The organism is Paenibacillus sp. FSL F4-0097, assembly GCF_038593125.1.
In the GTDB taxonomy this organism is placed as follows: Bacteria; Bacillota; Bacilli; order Paenibacillales; family Paenibacillaceae; genus Paenibacillus_AQ; species Paenibacillus_AQ odorifer.
The window spans coordinates 4,677,804-4,695,230 of sequence record NZ_CP151965.1 but is presented as its reverse complement, the minus strand read 5'-3'; the positions used below and the strand labels follow the sequence as shown (position 1 = coordinate 4,695,230).

The window sequence follows — 17,427 nt, the reverse complement described above, 5'->3', positions numbered from 1 at the left end:
TAATAATTTCAAATTAAATATGTTGGGGGTAATTTGGAATATGTGGAAGGAATTTAAAGCTTTTGCCTTGAAAGGAAATGTTCTTGATTTAGCGGTTGCGGTCATTATTGGAGCTGCATTCGGAAAGATTGTAACTTCATTAGTAAATGACATTATTATGCCAATTGCAGGTTTGCTTACTGGTGGGATAGATTTGAAGGATCGGGTGCTTGAAGTCAGTACGGACCTGAAAATACCTTATGGACTATTTTTACAATCGGTTGTGGATTTCTTTATTATTTCATTTTCCATTTTTCTGGTTATCAAGCTGGCCAATAAATTTCAGCGCAAAGAAGCCGTTAAAGTTGAAGTGGTGGAGACTCCAGCACCTGCAGAGGATATCGTGCTGCTTACGGAAATTCGTGATCTTTTGAAACAACAAGAACGTGGTTTGTAATCATGAAATATAACCAAGAAGCGCCAGGAGTCCTTGCCCTGGCGCTTCTTGGTTTCCTTTTATAAACTCAGTACAATCTATAATCTAGTTACAAATTTTAAGTAAATATAATAAACGCACTTGCATTTCGCTGGTGTAAGTGATAATTTTGTTAGTAAGGAAAACTTGAACCTCAATTAAATAAAGGATCAATCCTTCAGGGCAGGGTGTAATTCCCTACCGGCGGTGATGCTGTTGTAGAAGTAACTTATTAAGTTCATCTACAGTGCTCAGTCCGCTACCCGGCTCGCGTTGTTGACGCGAACGGTGGACCTGGTGAAATTCCGGGACCGACAGTATAGTCTGGATGGAAGAAGGAGAGGTTGACCGCTTGTCTGCAATGGACTGGCGGATCGCAGTGTTTTCATATAATTATGTGCGATATTTCACAATGCCCGTCGATTGACGGCTATTTAAGCACACTTTTATTTGGACTGCCGATTAACTCTCGCATAACCCATCTTGAACTCCTCCTGGAGAATGAGATGGGTTTTTCTGTTTTTTTAGCTTAAGAATAGACAGCAGTGGATAGGAGGAAGAGATGGACAACATGAATGATGAGTTTTATATGTCGCTAGCACTGGACATGGCCGAACGTGCCCAAGGGCAAACGGGAATTAACCCTGTTGTTGGTTGCGTTGTGGTGAAGAATGGAGCAATGATTGGACTCGGAACTCATTTGCAGCGAGGTACGGGGCATGCCGAGGTGCACGCTTTGAATATGGCAGCTGGGCAGGCACAGGGCAGTACGGCATATGTCACACTAGAACCGTGTAGCCACTATGGAAAGACTCCACCTTGCAGCCAAAGGCTGATCGATGAAGGGGTAGCTAGAGTTGTGGTTGCTTGTGAAGACCCCAACCCACAGGTGGCAGGAAGAGGAATCCAAATGCTGCGAGACCAAGGGATTGAGGTCGAAGTTGGTTTGCTGCGTGATCGCGCGCTTCGATTGAATGAGCGTTTTATCAAATATATTTTGACAAAACAACCTTTTGTTACGCTGAAGAGTGCTAGCACGCTTGATGGCAATCTGGCTACCAAATCTGGTGACAGTAAATGGATTTCGAATGGGGAAGCGCGGGAGATCGTACATACGCTGCGGCATCGGCATCAGGGCATCATGGTCGGTGTGAATACAGTGATTGCTGATAATCCCTCTCTGACAACAAGAACAGAAGTGCCTGGCATTAACCCGACGCGGATCATCATTGATTCCGGGCTACGTATTCCTCTGGATTCGGCAGTTGTATGTGATGGCCTAGCGCCTACTCTTATTGTAACAACCGATGCTGCAGATCCTGCTAAGAAGGCTGCACTGCTGAAAGCAGGTGTTCAAATCGTTGTGTGCGGAGCAGGTCCAAGAGTGGATCTGAAGGCGGCCATGATATCCCTTGGCGAAATGGAAATTGGCTCTATTTTGCTTGAAGGCGGGGGAACGCTGAACGGTGCGATGCTGGAAAGCGGGCTAGTGGATCGTGTGATTCTCTTCTTCGCTCCAAAAATTGTCGGTGGTGGTACAGAAGCGAAAGGGACTTTCGTATTCCCGGGTGTAGAGCTGATGAAGGATGCGATCTCACTTGAAGGATTGGAAGTAAAAGTGCTAGGAGATAATGTATGTATCAGCGGTACTCCGGTACGCTAAAAAAGTTTTAAGCGAAGTGAATTTGAGGAAGTAATGCTTTTTAGGAGGGATATCATGTTCACCGGATTAATTGAAGAGGTTGGTGTTTTGCGCAGTGTCTCCGCCGGTGGGGAAATGATGGTGCTGAATATTGCCGCTTCGGTCATCATGGATGATCTAAAAATCGGTGACAGTGTGTCCGTCAATGGGGTTTGCCTTACGGCGACAACTTTGGGCGATCATTCCTTTACAGTGGATGTAATGCCACAGACCTACCGGAATAGCAACCTGAAGGAACTGAAGCCCGGCAGCCGGATGAATCTGGAACGAGCGATGGCAGCTGGCGGGCGTTTTGGAGGACATATTGTTCAAGGACATGTTGATGGCACTGGCATTATTAAGAGTGTAAAACGTGATCAAAATGCTGTCGTATTCGAGATTGCACCGGATCGTAAATCACTATTTAAATATATTATCCCTAAGGGATCGATCACGATCGACGGCATTAGTTTAACTGTAGTGAAGACTACGGCCTCATCGCTGGCAGTGTCCATTATTCCGCATACGTTAGGGGAAACAGTACTGACGCACAAACGGGCCGGGGATAGTGTGAATATCGAGTGTGATGTACTTGGCAAATATGTAGATCATCTGTTGCATTATGGCTCAGCCGCCCAAGATGAGGAAGGCGAGAGCAGCTCCGGGATTAGTCATGATTTCTTGGCGGCGAACGGGTTTGTTTAAATAAAGAGTTTGCTTACGAAGAAGGGAATAATCTTTCGTAAAGCTTTTAGGAGGATAGGATCATGAGCGAGCAATCGAAAAAGGAAAGTGTCTTGGATCCGATTGAAGATGCAATATATGACTTAATGCGCGGTAAAGTCATCATTGTAGTGGATGATGAAGATCGTGAGAATGAAGGGGATTTTATAGCCCTTGCTGAACGGGCGACACCAGAGGTCATCAATTTTATGATTACTGAGGGACGTGGATTGGTTTGTATGCCTATTACCCAGGAGCGTGCGGCAGAACTTGAACTGCAAGCCATGGTAACCCACAATACCGATAATCACGGTACGGCTTTTACCGTATCTGTTGACCATATTGATACAACCACTGGGATCTCTGCGGGGGAAAGATCTTTGACCGTTAAGGCCATGATCGATCCAAAAGCGAAACCTGCTGATTTCCGCAGACCGGGGCATATGTTTCCGCTGATTGCGAAAAAAGGTGGCGTTCTGCGCCGCTCCGGACATACGGAGGCTGCTGTTGATCTAGCGCGGATGTGTGGCGCTTATCCAGCCAGTGTCATTTGCGAGATTATCAAGGAAGATGGCTCAATGGCCCGCTTACCTGATCTAATCGAAATTGCCCGCAAGCATGATCTTAAGCTGATCAGCATCAAGGATCTTATTCATTATCGCAATGAAAAAGAACAACTCGTCACGCGAGAAGTGTCTGTTCGACTTCCTACCGACTTTGGGGATTTTCAGACCATAGCTTATACAAATGAAGTGGATGATAAAGAGCATGTAGCTTTGGTAAAAGGAGATATTTCCGGCGATGAGCCAGTACTTGTACGTGTTCATTCCGAATGCCTGACGGGTGATGTATTCCACTCCCATCGTTGCGATTGCGGCCCGCAATTTGAAGCTGCACTGCGGCAGATCGAAACTGCCGGCAGGGGCGTGTTGCTCTATATGCGCCAAGAAGGCAGAGGCATTGGCCTTATCAATAAGCTTCGGGCTTACAAGCTGCAAGAGGAAGGTCTTGACACTGTAGATGCGAATCTAAAGCTTGGTTTTCCAGCAGATCTGCGTGATTATGGAATTGGAGCACAAATTCTGAAGGATCTGGGTGTGCGCCAAATCCGTCTGCTCACGAACAACCCGCGTAAGATCAAAGGGCTGGAGGGTTATGGATTGGAAGTCGTTGAGCGCGTGCCGATACAAATGCCGGAGAACAAGGACAACACCAACTATCTTCACACGAAGCAAGCGAAGCTTGGACATATGCTGTCTTTTGACGATATTGAACAAAATGAGGATTCGAAAGCTTAACCATACATTATAAAAAACGAAGGGTAGATGATGGATATGCCGAAATATTTAGAAGGACACTTAGTTTCTGAGGGGTTAAAATACGGAGTTGTTGTAGGGCGTTTTAATGAATTTATTACCAGTAAGCTTTTGTCAGGTGCACTTGATGCCTTTAAACGCCATGGTGTCGGTGATGATGAAGTGGATGTTGCTTGGGTTCCAGGGGTATTTGAAATTCCATTGATCGCGCAAAAAATGGCTGAAAGCGGCAAATACGACGCTGTAATCACCTTAGGAACGGTTATCCGTGGTTCCACTACACACTATGATTATGTATGTAATGAAGTTGCCAAAGGAGTAGCCGCTATCAATCTTAAGACCGGCGTGCCGACCATTTTTGGCGTAGTTACTACTGAAAATATTGAACAGGCCATCGAGCGTTCAGGAACCAAAGCAGGCAATAAAGGCTGGGATGCTGCGACTGCTGCGATTGAAATGGCGAATCTTAACAAACTGTTTAAGTAAGTCAGCTATTGACGAATCAGTCGAATTCGTGCTTATTTATAGTATAAGAAGAAAGCATGGATTATAAGAGCCCTTTCTACTTGTGTAGCGTCCAGACGGGCGCTGCACTTTACTTTTTTTGGCGGGAGGATGCTTCGTGACTGTATTGTACAAGCTGGAGACGTTTGAAGGTCCGCTGGATCTGCTCTTGCATTTAATTGATAAGGCGGAAATCGACATCCAGGACATTCCGGTCGCCGAGATCACCGAACAGTATATGGAATACCTGCGTAGCATGCAGGAGCTTGAATTGGATATTACGAGTGAATTTCTCGTGATGGCCGCTACCCTTTTATCTATAAAGAGCAAGCTATTGCTGCCCAAACCACCGGTCATTGAGATCGATGATTTTGAATATTACGAAGAGGATGAATTTGATCCACGAGCTGAACTTGTTCAGCGACTGATTGAGTATCGTAAGTTCAAGAGTATTGCTGTACATCTAATGGATATGGAGAGCGAGCGGAGCTTGATTTTTACGAAGGAGCCTGAGGATTTGGGTCCATTCGTGCCAGAAGAGATTGATCAAACGCTAAAAGGACTACATACCTCAGACTTAATAGCCGCTTTTCGTAAAGCGCTAAGTAAGGCTGCCAGAAGGTCTTCTTACCAGCGGATCACCCGGGATGAAATATCGGTAAAAGATCGTATACGTGATGTATCAGATGCGCTGCAGCGTAGAGGAACAGGCGGTAAGCTGCATTTCTCCGCACTGCTTCACGATGAAATGGCACGGCACGAAATCGTAGTTACTTTTCTTGCAATTCTGGAACTGATGAAAATGAAGGCGATTTTTTGCTACCAAGAGAAATTGTTTGATGACATCGTAATGGAGTGGAGAGGAGGAGAACACTTCAATGGATTACAAAACGCTGAAATCGATTATTGAGGGCCTGCTGTTTCTATCAGGGGATGAAGGAATCTCTGTACGCCAAGTGGCTGAAATTACGGAACAGCGCCCAGAGCTTGCGGCCGGAGCATTAGAGGAACTGAAAGAAGATTATGTAGCACAGGAGCGGGGCTTACAGGTAGTGCAAATTGCCGGGAACTATCGGCTGGCTACATTGCCTGATCATGCCCACTATTTTGAGCGGCTGGCCTATTCACCATCCAGATCAACCTTGTCTCAGGCTGCCTTAGAGACTCTCGCAATCGTGGCTTATCGCCAACCGATTACGCGGGTGGAGATTGAAGAAATCCGGGGTGTGAAGTCGGAACGCGCAATTCATACGCTGAATAATAAGGATTTGATTCATGAGGTTGGTCGTGCGGAAGCGGTAGGCCGGCCAATTTTGTACGGGACGACTAAATCCTTCTTGGAGAGCTTTGGTCTTGCCAGTCTAAAGGATCTGCCGGAACCAACAAACTTTGAGTCCACGGATAATTTGGAAGAAGAGACGCAGCTATTGTTCAATAAGCTGGATACTCAAATGACATTTGAGGATGTCGAGCTGCCTTAGTTCGTACGAGAACGCTAATAATTGTATTGAAGGGACTGCCCTTAAACCATTTATGTGGTTTGGGACAGTCCCTATTTTTATTTAAGCTCATATTTTTTATGCAAACCCCGAATTTTTTCCAGCTTAAATTGCCATACTAAACCAAAGGTTCCCATTATTAAGGTTTCTTGGAGGTAAATACGTGACGTTATGGCTTGCAATTCCCCTCGTTTTGCTTGTGCTGGCACTGATCCTGGTCCTGTCTTCATCTATCGATTTCCGCATACGGTGTTATAAACATGGAAAAAATGACCTGCTCGAATTAGATATTACCTCTCTTTTTGGTCTGATAAAGCTTCACTATGAACTTCCCCAATTGGTTTTTAAGGGATTGGAGCAGGGTGTGTGGGGAAAGTTTAAAGAGACAGGGACTGCGACGACAGGTGTAGATACCGTAAAAGAAGAGATATTCGATAAAGAAAGAGTAATGCACTGGCGCGACAATGTTAACCAAGCTGTAAAATCTACACGCGGGTTGAAGGAATGGTTAAAAGAGACTGTAGCTCATGTGAAAATATCAAAGCTCGATTGGTCCACCGATTTCTCTCTTGGTGATGCAGCAGATACTGCGACCGCATCGGGAGCGGTTTGGGGCCTGAAGTGGAGTATTGTTGGTTTTATTTCGCAGTGGGTGAAATTGCAGCAGCACCCTCGAATTTTTGTTAAGCCTGTTTTTGAAGATGAGCTTTGTTTTGCAATGGAGTTTGTCTGTAAGGGGAAAATCTCAGTCGGCTATACTTTGTATGCCTTAATGCGGCTATCTCGGCGTGTCTTGCGTGAAAAAGGTGGGATCGGCCATTGGAGAAATCTGCTGAAACAGATGCGTCAGGAGCCACATGGGAAAGTTTAAAATGAAAGTTACATACAAATGGGCGGAAGTGGGGATGATATACGCTGTAGAAGAAAGAGAAATCGTACTCAATTAAAGGAGGAAACAATATGAGCGACCATCCTATTCAAGGCCTAATGCAAACAGCGATGGAAAATATCAAGGGCATGGTAGATGTGAATACCATTGTCGGAGATCCAGTACAAACTCCTGACGGCAGCATCATCCTGCCTATCAGTAAAGTTGCCTTTGGATTTGCTGCTGGTGGTAGTGATTATCGAGTAGAAGATTCTATAAGTGGTTCAAGCTCCCAAGGTGGAGTCAAAATGCTTCCATTTGGTGGAGGTAGCGGGGGAGGCGTCTCCATTCGACCGATCGCTTTTTTAGTGGTAGGTAAGGATGGAGTGAATATTGTCCCTCTGGACAATCAAACTCACCTATTCGAAAAAATCATCGACGCAACACCAGGGCTCATCGACAAAATTCAAACCATGTTCCAAACCAGCAATGCTGCAGCTCAAACGCCGCCAACACCCGCCACACCAGCAGCAGCACCTGTTAAAACCGATCCAAGTACATCTCAATCTTCAACTCATTAGGTACACATAATTCTACAAATAGCCTCGGGGATATCGCCATACATCAGGCGGTGTCCCTTTTTTGACGTATCAGAAAGGATATTTTGTTTCCCGCAAATTACCTGAGAAAATATCGAAGCAAGGCCTCACGTTGTGGGGATATTTTGTGTGGAACATCCCAAGGAGTGGACATACCCTAAGGCTGGTCCGCATACACTTGTACAACATAAACACTTTTACTTAAGATCCGATAAGAAGCCGGAGGATGAACATGAAGACAATAACCCGTAAATGGCCATTCGCCTTAATATTGTGCCTTTCGCTGCTGCTTCTGGCGCCGCTATCTTCAATTCAGGCCGAGAACAGCTCTATCTCTACACATGCAAGAGCAGCGGCACTGATTGATGTGGAATCCGGGCGTATTTTGTACAGCAGCCGTGGGGATGAGCCTATGCTTATTGCCAGCTTGACCAAAATTATGACCGCCCTCGTCGCCATTGAGAATGGTGATTTAGCCTCTAAAGTCAAAGTAGGAAAAAATGCCTATGCGAAAGAAGGCTCTTCTATTTACTTGCAGCAGGGGGAAGAGATGACGCTGGAAAATATGCTGTATGGCCTGATGCTGCGCTCAGGGAATGATGCAGCAACGGCGATCGCTGAGCATATCGGTGGTTCTGAGGAAGGTTTTGTATACCTTATGAACGCTAAGGCTGAGGAGCTAGGGCTAACCCATACTCATTTTGCTAATCCCCATGGTCTTGACGCTGAAGGGCATTATTCAAGTGCCAACGACTTGGCTGTTCTGACCGCTTATGCTCTTCATAATCCTGTATTTAAAGAAATTGTGAAGACGCAGGAGAAAACTGCAGACAATCCAAATGAGAAATGGGATTACAAATGGAGAAACAAAAATAAGATGCTGTATTTATACGAGGGAGCGGACGGTGTAAAGACAGGTTATACCAAAAAAGCTCTGCGCTGCCTTGTCAGCTCTGCCACCAGAAACGGCCAGCAGCTTGTCGCAGTTACTATAAATGATGGCGATGACTGGAATGATCATGCTTCCCTGCTAAACTTTGGGTTTAATCACTATCCGCTCAAAACATTGATTGAACGTGGGGATGCCGTGACGGGCTATAACTTTGTAACCTCCAAAACCTTTGCTTATCCACTTGGACAAGGTGAACAAAATAGAGTGATTACGAAACTTGTTTTAAATCAGAAGGAAACGGCTTCAGCCGAAGCTACGCGAGCGAATTTTGGATTGCAAGGGGCGCTTGTGCTGGAGCTGGGCGGAAAAGAAATAGGCCGCGTGCCGTTGTATACTCCTGAGAATCTGCCTCCTGAGCAATCTGCTTATATGAAAAAGTATAGTCCCACACTAGCCCAGTCTTATCCGGCAAACAATTGGTTCCAGGCGCTGGGCAGTGCGCTGAAAGCTCTATTTGAAATGGGAGCGAGTTCGAAATAAGAAAATGGGCTGATGAATGAAGAAGGAGGCGTATCCATGATTAACGGGATTTGGCTAGGAATGATCATCATCGGTTTTCTGTTCGCCGCCGTTAACGGCAGAATGGATGAGTTTACAGCCGCCGTATTCGACGGAGCCAAGAGTGGGGTAACGGTAAGTTTTGGCTTAATCAGTGTGCTTGTGTTCTGGCTTGGAATCATGAAGATAGCAGAAGATGCAGGATTGCTTAAAAAGATTGCCAAGGTGCTTGGCCCTGTCGTAGCTTTTTTATTTCCTGATGTGCCGAAAGGGCATCCTGCCATTGGATATATTCTCTCCAATATGAGTGCTAATCTGCTGGGACTAGGCAATGCCGCAACGCCAATGGGCATCAAGGCGATGCAGGAGCTGCAAAAGCTCAACCCTGATAAAGAGACCGCCACACCAGCCATGTGTACTCTTCTAGCACTTAACACAGCAAGCATTACGCTTATCCCAGCCACACTGATTGCCATCCGGTTAAACTATGGTTCAGCCGATCCCGCAGGCATAGTAGGTACAACACTTGCAGCAACGGCCGTGGCGACACTTGCAGCGATTGCGGCAGACCGGTTTTTCCGAAGGCTGACTTTACTGCGCAAACCGCCGAAGCCCCCTTCAGCAAAGTCTGGGGTTCCTCCTTTGACGAAGACAATACTCCCTAATTCCTCATTGAAAGGGTGAACGTGATTTGTACCAGTTCATCAGTCTCATATCGGCATGGGCGATTCCGGTCATGATCACGTTCATCCCGCTCTATGCTTTTACGCGCAAAGTGCCAGTCTACGAATCCTTTGTTGAAGGCGCGAAAGATGGGTTTGGCACGGCCATTGCGATTATTCCCCATCTTGTGGGGATGCTGGTTGCGATCAGTGTTTTTCGCGCTTCTGGTGCGCTGGACTTTTTTATGGGCTTCATATCCCCAGCCCTACGGGGGCTTGGTGTTCCTGCCGAAGTATTGCCGCTTGGTCTTCTTCGGCCGCTTACGGGGACTGGGTCGCTTGCTTACACTACGGATCTAATCCGTGTACATGGCCCGGATTCTTTAATTGGTATGATTGCTTCCACCATACAGGGGAGCACAGATACTACGCTTTATGTTTTGACCGTTTACTTTGGAGCTGTAGGCGTACGGAATGGGCGTTATGCGCTTAAGGTTGGCTTGTTCTCCGATGTTGTCGGCTTTGTCGCCGCGATCGCTGTGTGTTTGCTATTATTTGGATAATCACCCCTTTGCCCCCCTGAACATATGCTATTGCAGCAATGTGGAGGGGGGCATTCCGCAATGAACTATAAAGGTTTTATTCTGCATCATTCTAGCTGCACATCCATTAACGGTAAAGGTTTTGACTTCTGGGTAGGAGTGGATGGCGCGATTTATGCAGCACCGCTACTGACAGATCCGGAGTATATTCATATTTGTTTGGAAGGTGATTTTGGTAAGGAAGTGGGCGATCCTCCAATATCCGGAAGGCAGGAGCAGCTTTTTGCAACGGCTAAACTTGTTTTAGAATTAGTAGAACGCTACCAAATCTCCCCTTTAATCATCGAACCCCACAATAATTCCTGCCCAGGAGCATTTTTTCCTTGGAATGAACTTGTGATTTATCCCTCTGATGGTTATCATTGATCTGAGGTGACTAGTCGAATATGGAAAGATTACAGAAAATTTTGGCGCAGGCCGGTGTGGCGTCCAGACGTAAGTGTGAAGAAATGATTTTGGCCGGTAAAGTGGAAGTCAACGGGGAACTCGTAACTACGCTTGGCACGAAGGTGGACCCCGCAACAGATATTATTAAAGTTTCCGGTAGACTGATCCGGGGCGAGAACAAAATCTATATTATGTTCAACAAACCTAAGGGAGTTATCACAAGCGCTTCCGATCCAAAGGGTCGTAAGGTTGTAACTGACTACCTAAAAGGAATTACTGAACGGGTTTACCCTGTAGGCCGGCTCGATTACGATACGGAAGGTTTGCTGCTGCTGACAAATGATGGGGACTTTGCTAACTTGCTAACCCATCCGAAGCACCATGTACCTAAGACGTATCATGCTACGGTCAAGGGTATACCGCATGGTACTGCATTGGACAAGCTGAAAGCTGGCATTAAGCTGGAAGATGGCATGACAGCGCCTGCGGAAGTAGAGTACAAGGATATTGATGAAGCAAATAAAGAAGCGGTAATCAGCATCACGATTCACGAAGGACGTAATCGTCAGGTACGACGCATGTTTGATGCGATTTCACACCCCGTACTCCGTCTGAAACGGATTTCATTCGGGGATATTATGCTGCAAAATCTCAAACGTGGCTCATACCGTCATTTGACCAAGGATGAAATTAACCATCTGCAGCAAATTGCCAAAGCAGGATTGCTTAAAGAAAGAACTCCACGTAAAGAGTCATAAAGACACAAAATATTCACAATTAAACCCCCTAAAGCTGTGACGAAATTCGCTATAATGTTCATAGGATGTTCACACCTTACAACATAAGTATGAGTTGCGTCACAGAAGGGGGCTTTACGTGTGGGTAAAGCAAGAAAACCAATTCAAATCGTGATTCTGTTTCTAATTGTTATAGTGGGCGGTTATGCCATCGGTTCCTCTGTATTTGGGGGAAGCGGCAAACCAGAGGAAGGGAGCAAAGCACCTTCCTTTGATTTGCTTGGGCTTGACGGTCTGGCTCATACCCTAGACGAATATAAGGGCAAGACTATTGTGCTTAATTTCTGGGGCTCTTGGTGTGCACCTTGTGTCAAAGAAATGCCGGCTCTCCAAGCGCAATGGGAGAAATGGAAGGACAAGGACGTAGTGGTCTTAGGCATTAATGTGGGCGAAGACCGGATGACTGTCGAGAATTTTGTGAAGCAAGTAAACATCGATTTTCCGATTTTGATGGACACTGGACGTGATGCTGTACGAAGTTATGGTATTTCTCCGCTGCCAACTACCTTATTCATTAATTCCAAGGGTAAAATTGACAACATTCATATCGGCCAGCTTGATTTGAATTCACTTGATGATCAAATTGGGAAGCTGGTGGATTGATGAGTGAACGCGAGGCATTTATAACCAATACCAAATGTGAATGTGGTCACCAGAACCCTGTAGGCACTGTTTTATGCGAAGCATGCGGGAAGCCGTTGGGTAAAGAATCAGACTGGGGCGAGAATTTGGAAATGCGTTACGATGGCGTAGCTCGCCGTTCTCAGCGCGTTAACCCGGGGATTATTGATCGGGTGTGGAACTTTTTCTCTTCCGTCAAAATAGCGATCTATCTGATTGTGTTGACACTTATAGGCTCTATGTTAGGGACGATTTTCCCGCAGGAGAGTACTTTTCTTAATATTGATGCCTCAATTTATTACAAGCAAGAGTACGGAACAGCCGGATATATTTATCACAAACTTGGACTTTCACATACATACGAATCCTGGTGGTTTGTAACTCTACTCGTAATGATCGGCGCTTCACTTGTGATCTGTAGCTTGGATCGAGTACTTCCGCTCTATAAGGCCTTAACCAGACAGAAGATTCGGAAACATCGCCAGTTCTTAACTCGGCAAAAAGCTGTGTTAGTGACTGAAGTACAAGAGGAACCAGAAGCTTGGGTAGCCCGGGTAATTCAGCCAATGCGTAAAAAGGGCTATCGCGTGAAGACGGATGGAGGAGCTCTGCTGGCAGAGAAACATCGCTTCAGCCGCTGGGGACCTTATGTAATACATATTGGCTTAATTATTTTTTTACTTGCTGTATTAGCAAGAGGATTGCCGGGACTGAACATGGATCAGCATCTTGCTTTCCCGCAAGGGGAGATCACACAGATTCCGGACACCACCTATTATTTGAAAAATGAGAAATTCACCGTGGAGTTTTATACGGAGGAAGAGATGCCTGAGGAATTTCGAGGCAAAAAAATACTTCCAAAGCTATTCCAGACCCAAGCTGTGCTTTATGAATGCACCGCGGATTGTGGAGACCCTTCGAAGGAACCACAGCTATCCGAGGTGACGAAACATGATATCCAAGTAAATTCACCTTTGGATTATAAAGGATTGAAAGCGTATCAGTTTGATTATGATCTGACCCCGGTGCTGCGTTCGGTACAGCCTGAGCTTAAGAATTCCACCACTGGCGAGGCGTTCGGCAAATTTAAGCTGGACATGAAGAATCCTCCGCGGGCAATTCAGGCGGGTCCTTATACTTTAACTTTGAAAGAAAAGTATATGGATTTTGGTCTAAATGAGGATGGACAGCCGATTTCCAAATCACCTTATCCGAATGCACCTGCTTTTTTGTTCCTGATACAAGGTCCGGATCTCCCGGCGGAAGGGCAGCAGTATTTCTATTTTCCTAAACAGGTGGATAAGACGCAGTTTCAACAGGCTGCCATTAACGATAAGCTTGGCGGGAGCAATAGATTTCTTGAGCTTGAAGTGGACAACATGAGCGACGTTGATTTTTCGGAATCGACTACTTACTTGAATATACGTATTGATCGTGCAATGCCGTTTGTATGGCTAGGTGCAGCAATCGTGATGCTGGGTTTAGTGCTTGGCTTCTACTGGCAGCATAGACGTATCTGGCTTACCGTTGCTAACGGGGAGCTTATCCTCGGAGGACATACGAACAAGAACTGGTTCGGGTTCCGCCGTGAGATCGTTTCTATTTTAGAAAAAGTAGATCTGGTAGTCGATGAAAAATCATTAGATAATGGAGGAGGCCTTTCATGAGCTTGCTCGACATCAGCAGCGCTGTCTTTATTGCCGCATTTTTATTATACAGCGGTTCGTTTATGTTATTCACTATCGCCATCATGGGTCGCAAGTGGTCAGGCCGCAAGCCGGAGGAACATACCGCACGTTGGGGCAAAATTGCTTTTATTTTCTCTTCAATAGGTCTTATCTTTCATCTTATTTATTTCTTTACACGTTGGGCGGGCTCAGGGCATATTCCGGTCAGCAACATGTACGAGTTCATGACTTTTTTATCGATGATGGTCATGGTTGCCTTTACTGTGATGTACGCTATTTATCGTAAGGTAATCTTGGGTCTCTTTGCAGTTCCAATCAGTATTATTGTGATGGCTTATGCCGCAGTATTTCCACAGGAAGTACAGCCGCTGATTCCATCTCTTCAATCGAACTATTTAAAGATTCACGTAACACTGGCTGCACTAGGTGAATCCTTCTTCGCAGTAGGGTTTGCGGCGGGACTGATGTATCTGCTGCGAACAGTCAATTTTTCCAGTAAAGAGAAGGCGGATCGCAAGCAACAGAGGCTGGTCGAATTTACTCTCTTTTCAATCATTGTTATAATTGGGTTTCTGGGTTCTGTTTTTGCATTCCGCGGAGCAGGCTACGAAACTGTTTTTGTCCGTCCGAACGTTACGATTGACAGCCCCGGGCAGGAAAATAGTACAATAGAGAAAGTGAGTTATCGAATGCCGCCGATTGTGGCACCTCACAATAGCGAAATTGAGAGCTTCCAGTCGTTTCTTGGCATAAAAGAACCACTCTTTGAGGCACCATCTTGGATGAATGGTGTAAATGCTGGACGGAAGTTTAATACTGTAATTTGGTCACTCCTTTCCGGATTAATCCTCTACGGAGTTCTTCGCTTGATCGTACGTAAACCGCTGGGCACTGCTTTACACCCAGTGATGGACGGAATTGATGAGGGCGATCTAGATGAGATTACGTATAGGGCGATAGCCATTGGCTTTCCTATTTTCACATTAGGCGCTTTGATCTTTGCAATGATATGGGCGCAAATCGCTTGGGGAAGATTCTGGGGATGGGATCCTAAGGAAGTCTGGGCGCTTGTCACTTGGCTCTTCTATAGCGCTTATCTTCATTTACGTTTGGCTCGTGGATGGCAAGGAAGAAAATCTGCCTGGCTGGCTGTGCTTGGCTTCCTGGTCGTAATGTTTACTCTGGTTGGCGTTAATTTAGTCATCGCCGGACTTCATTCTTACGCGGGGACGGACTGAGCATAGTTTACCTGTTAACGTTGCACAATGGTTTAAAGATTACGTTCTACTGTATTGATGAAGGGGTTGTAGTGAAATGGCAGATCATTTAAACAGAATTCTGGTAGTGGATGATGAGGAACGTATTCGCCGCCTGCTAAAGATGTATCTTGAAAAAGAAGGTTATGAAATCGATGAAGCGGAAGACGGAGAAATCGCTCTTCGTAAAGCAACAGCAAATGACTACGGTCTAATATTGCTGGATGTTATGCTACCTGGCATCGATGGGATGGAAGTGCTGACAAGACTCAGAGGAGTGAAGTCAACACCGGTGTTAATGCTTACAGCTAAAGGCGAAGAGATCAACCGTGTTCAGGGCTTTGAGATGGGCGCAGACGATTACGTTGTGAAGCCCTTCAGTCCACGTGAAGTCATTTACCGGGTGAAGGCTATTATGCGCCGTTCTTCGGCAACTGCTTTCTTGTCCAAGGAGAGCAATTCCAGCAATAACATTGTATTTACTCATCTTATTATTGAGCATGATGCTCACCGTGTGACTGCTGGTGGTGAAGAAGTGAGTTTGACACCTAAAGAATATGAACTTCTGCATTATTTGGCTATTTCGCCGGATAAAGTATTTTCTCGTGAAGAACTGCTTAAGGATGTCTGGAATTATGAATTTTTCGGAGATTTGCGTACTGTAGATACTCACGTAAAACGCCTTCGTGAAAAACTGAATAAAGTATCACCGGAATCCGCAGCGATGATTACGACCGTATGGGGCGTAGGCTACAAACTAGAGGTACCTAAATAAGTGAACTTCTGGAGAAGTCTTGTCGGCAAACTGTGGGTTACGATCATCTGCCTGGTCGCTGTCGTACTTATTACCTTGGGGTTATTTTTGCTTCCCTACATAGACAGTAACTTTGCCAATTCCGGAGATATCAAACGTTTATTTATGTATACTTGTATGATCGGATTTTCTTTGACTACATTTTTTGCGTTATTTTTGTTTACCAAAATCACTCAGCCGATGCAGCGTGTCATTGAAGCTGCGAATAACATTCGCCGGGGAGAATACGGAACAAGGCTTACGCTTGTCACAAGTGATGAAATTGGCCAGTTGGCGACTTCCTTTAACCATATGGCTGAGGAGCTTGAAGAGAATATTCGCAGTCTGCATCATGAGAAGGGGCATTTATCTAGCGTACTGCGCAGTATGAGCGATGCTGTGATCACCTTTGATATTGAAGGGCAGATTATTTTGACCAATCCGCACGGCCAAGCTCTGCTAGAGAGCTGGAGCGATTTGCAGTGGGAACATGCGAGTGATGCTGAGCTCCATCCCGAAACGTCTGAGAGCAGTGTTCCGCCTCCCCTGCGTCCTTTATTTTTAAGCACCCTTAAACAAGGTGGCGATGACCGCTCCAATGTACATGTGCGGCAGGGCGTCTGGTCTGTTCATATGGCACCATTATATTCTGAAGGCAGCATCCGGGGAGTAGTTGCTGTACTGCGGGATGTGACGGAAGAGGTGCGTCTGGAAAAGATGCGCAGAGACTTCGTTGCTAACGTCTCCCATGAAATACGCACTCCATTGTCGATGATGCAAGGGTACAGTGAGGCTTTATTGGACGGGATGGCTTCATCCCCCGAAGAAAGCAGTGAGCTGATCCAGGTCATTCATGACGAATCACTGCGTATGGGGCGTCTGGTTAAGGATTTGCTTGATCTTGCCCGAATGGAAGCCGGACATACGGATATGATGAAAGCTCAGGTGGACATGAATGAACTGCTGGAACGAGTCTACCGTAAATTTTCTGTACGTGCCAAAGAGCGCGATATCCATCTTCACTTGCAGCAACAGAGCGATATTGCTGTTCTGAAGGCAGCGGATGAGGATAAACTGGAACAAGTCCTAACCAATTTACTCGATAATGCTTTCCGCCACACACAGGGTGGCAAAAAAATCACAGTTCATACAGGAACTTGTGTATTAGAAGGTCGTCGTTATCTTGAGATTAAAATTCAGGATGAAGGGGTGGGAATTCCACCAGAGGATCTGCCGTATATATTCGACCGCTTCTACAAAGCTGATAAGGCGCGTGTACGGGGAGAATCAGGTGGAACAGGACTTGGGCTTGCGATTGTTAAAAATATTGTAGAGTCGCATCACGGGACCATCTCAGCTTCAAGCAAGCTAGGCGAAAGTACAACCTTTACGCTAAGACTTCCTGTCGAAAAACAGTAATTCCAAACACAATGTGTGATAGCGCCTCTGACAGCAGAGGTGCTTTTTGTTGAAACAAACACATTAATCTTGTTCATCGTGGAACATATCTTGTAGGTTTTGCTTGGG

19 protein-coding genes and 1 riboswitch are annotated in these 17,427 nt (G+C 45.8%); all 19 genes read left to right on the top strand.

All coding sequences use genetic code 11. From position 1 onward, the window contains the following. Nucleotides 1-40 precede the first annotated feature (40 nt). The 19 genes from mscL to MHH86_RS21050 all read left to right on the top strand — a co-directional run bounded on the left by mscL (nucleotide 41) and on the right by MHH86_RS21050 (nucleotide 17,319). Complete coding sequence (mscL, locus tag MHH86_RS21140) at nucleotides 41-436, top strand: large-conductance mechanosensitive channel protein MscL (protein ID WP_036676141.1); 396 nt, start codon at nucleotides 41-43, stop codon at nucleotides 434-436. Between the two features lie 188 nt (nucleotides 437-624). Then, nucleotides 625-798, top strand: a riboswitch (FMN riboswitch). Nucleotides 799-1,016: 218 nt separating this feature from the next. Beyond that, nucleotides 1,017-2,117 (top strand): bifunctional diaminohydroxyphosphoribosylaminopyrimidine deaminase/5-amino-6-(5-phosphoribosylamino)uracil reductase RibD, encoded by a 1,101-nt coding sequence (gene ribD, locus MHH86_RS21135; RefSeq protein ID WP_036676143.1) that lies wholly within the window; start codon nucleotides 1,017-1,019, stop codon nucleotides 2,115-2,117. A gap of 54 nt (nucleotides 2,118-2,171) precedes the next feature. Then, nucleotides 2,172-2,840, top strand: coding sequence for a riboflavin synthase (locus MHH86_RS21130; protein WP_076104433.1), 669 nt, complete (start codon nucleotides 2,172-2,174; stop codon nucleotides 2,838-2,840). 62 nt (nucleotides 2,841-2,902) lie between these two features. Further along, the gene (locus MHH86_RS21125; RefSeq protein ID WP_051490904.1) at nucleotides 2,903-4,156 is read left to right on the top strand and encodes a bifunctional 3,4-dihydroxy-2-butanone-4-phosphate synthase/GTP cyclohydrolase II; all 1,254 of its coding nucleotides are present in this window, start codon (nucleotides 2,903-2,905) and stop codon (nucleotides 4,154-4,156) included. Nucleotides 4,157-4,192: 36 nt separating this feature from the next. Continuing rightward, nucleotides 4,193-4,660, top strand: a complete 468-nt coding sequence (ribE, locus tag MHH86_RS21120) for a 6,7-dimethyl-8-ribityllumazine synthase (RefSeq protein ID WP_036676377.1) — start codon at nucleotides 4,193-4,195, stop codon at nucleotides 4,658-4,660. A gap of 136 nt (nucleotides 4,661-4,796) precedes the next feature. Then, nucleotides 4,797-5,588, top strand: a complete 792-nt coding sequence (locus MHH86_RS21115; protein WP_036676147.1) for a segregation/condensation protein A — start codon at nucleotides 4,797-4,799, stop codon at nucleotides 5,586-5,588. Then, nucleotides 5,557-6,159 carry an SMC-Scp complex subunit ScpB gene (scpB, locus tag MHH86_RS21110; protein WP_036676149.1) on the top strand — a complete coding sequence of 201 codons (603 nt, stop codon included), beginning with the start codon at nucleotides 5,557-5,559 and terminating at the stop codon, nucleotides 6,157-6,159. The genes MHH86_RS21115 and scpB overlap by 32 nt, the downstream gene beginning before the upstream one ends. Nucleotides 6,160-6,340: 181 nt before the next feature. Next, nucleotides 6,341-7,048, top strand: a complete 708-nt coding sequence (locus MHH86_RS21105) for a DUF2953 domain-containing protein (protein WP_076101497.1) — start codon at nucleotides 6,341-6,343, stop codon at nucleotides 7,046-7,048. An 89-nt stretch (nucleotides 7,049-7,137) separates the two neighbouring features. Then, nucleotides 7,138-7,626 (top strand): GerW family sporulation protein, encoded by a 489-nt coding sequence (gene ytfJ / locus MHH86_RS21100; protein WP_036676154.1) that lies wholly within the window; start codon nucleotides 7,138-7,140, stop codon nucleotides 7,624-7,626. A 250-nt stretch (nucleotides 7,627-7,876) separates the two neighbouring features. Further along, nucleotides 7,877-9,076 (top strand): D-alanyl-D-alanine carboxypeptidase family protein, encoded by a 1,200-nt coding sequence (locus tag MHH86_RS21095; RefSeq protein ID WP_179088394.1) that lies wholly within the window; start codon nucleotides 7,877-7,879, stop codon nucleotides 9,074-9,076. 36 nt (nucleotides 9,077-9,112) lie between these two features. After that, complete coding sequence (locus MHH86_RS21090; RefSeq protein ID WP_038572447.1) at nucleotides 9,113-9,778, top strand: nucleoside recognition domain-containing protein; 666 nt, start codon at nucleotides 9,113-9,115, stop codon at nucleotides 9,776-9,778. 7 nt (nucleotides 9,779-9,785) lie between these two features. After that, a complete protein-coding gene (locus MHH86_RS21085) occupies nucleotides 9,786-10,319 on the top strand; it encodes a spore maturation protein (protein WP_036676158.1) in 534 nt (177 codons plus the stop codon). A 60-nt stretch (nucleotides 10,320-10,379) separates the two neighbouring features. After that, nucleotides 10,380-10,724, top strand: a complete 345-nt coding sequence (locus MHH86_RS21080; protein WP_038572446.1) for an N-acetylmuramoyl-L-alanine amidase — start codon at nucleotides 10,380-10,382, stop codon at nucleotides 10,722-10,724. A gap of 20 nt (nucleotides 10,725-10,744) precedes the next feature. Further along, on the top strand, nucleotides 10,745-11,503 hold the full coding sequence (locus tag MHH86_RS21075; protein ID WP_036676166.1) for a pseudouridine synthase: 759 nt from the start codon (nucleotides 10,745-10,747) through the stop codon (nucleotides 11,501-11,503). A 120-nt stretch (nucleotides 11,504-11,623) separates the two neighbouring features. Beyond that, nucleotides 11,624-12,145, top strand: a complete 522-nt coding sequence (locus tag MHH86_RS21070) for a redoxin domain-containing protein (protein WP_038572444.1) — start codon at nucleotides 11,624-11,626, stop codon at nucleotides 12,143-12,145. Then, nucleotides 12,145-13,830 carry a cytochrome c biogenesis protein ResB gene (locus tag MHH86_RS21065; protein ID WP_076141320.1) on the top strand — a complete coding sequence of 562 codons (1,686 nt, stop codon included), beginning with the start codon at nucleotides 12,145-12,147 and terminating at the stop codon, nucleotides 13,828-13,830. The genes MHH86_RS21070 and MHH86_RS21065 overlap by 1 nt, the downstream gene beginning before the upstream one ends. Further along, the gene (gene ccsA, locus MHH86_RS21060; protein ID WP_036676173.1) at nucleotides 13,827-15,089 is read left to right on the top strand and encodes a cytochrome c biogenesis protein CcsA; all 1,263 of its coding nucleotides are present in this window, start codon (nucleotides 13,827-13,829) and stop codon (nucleotides 15,087-15,089) included. Before MHH86_RS21065 ends, ccsA begins: the two co-directional genes overlap by 4 nt. Before the next feature lie 76 nt (nucleotides 15,090-15,165). After that, complete coding sequence (locus MHH86_RS21055; protein ID WP_036676174.1) at nucleotides 15,166-15,882, top strand: response regulator transcription factor; 717 nt, start codon at nucleotides 15,166-15,168, stop codon at nucleotides 15,880-15,882. Then, the gene (locus MHH86_RS21050) at nucleotides 15,883-17,319 is read left to right on the top strand and encodes an ATP-binding protein (RefSeq protein WP_036676176.1); all 1,437 of its coding nucleotides are present in this window, start codon (nucleotides 15,883-15,885) and stop codon (nucleotides 17,317-17,319) included. Nucleotides 17,320-17,427: the final 108 nt, after the last annotated feature.